This window comes from Agreia sp. PsM10 (assembly GCF_030433855.1).
Classification (GTDB): domain Bacteria; phylum Actinomycetota; class Actinomycetes; order Actinomycetales; family Microbacteriaceae; genus Agreia.
Map to the genome: position 1 here is coordinate 1 of NZ_JARUXC010000098.1, position 231 is coordinate 231.

The 231-nt window shown below is 32.9% G+C and carries 1 protein-coding gene; it reads left to right on the plus strand.

The window, feature by feature from the left end:
- Positions 1 to 231: hypothetical protein (locus QCD70_RS19160; protein ID WP_301219240.1), on the plus strand; the 231-nt coding region annotated here is incomplete at both ends.

Genomic DNA, 231 nt, shown 5'->3' on the forward strand with positions numbered 1-231 from the left:
GTTCAGATAACATTAAAGAACAAAAGTGGGAGAGAACGCCTTTGCCCGAATGGTATAAAGAAATTCAAAAAATATGGAAGGCTTATGATAAAAAGAAAAAAGAAGATGACCCTGAATTTTATGATGAACAATTAGAAGAATATAAAAAGCAGGAATGGTATAGGAGGCTTAATGGGTTTTGGTTTATGAATAATGGGGAAGCCACATATTTAACTGGGTCTCATTATATGT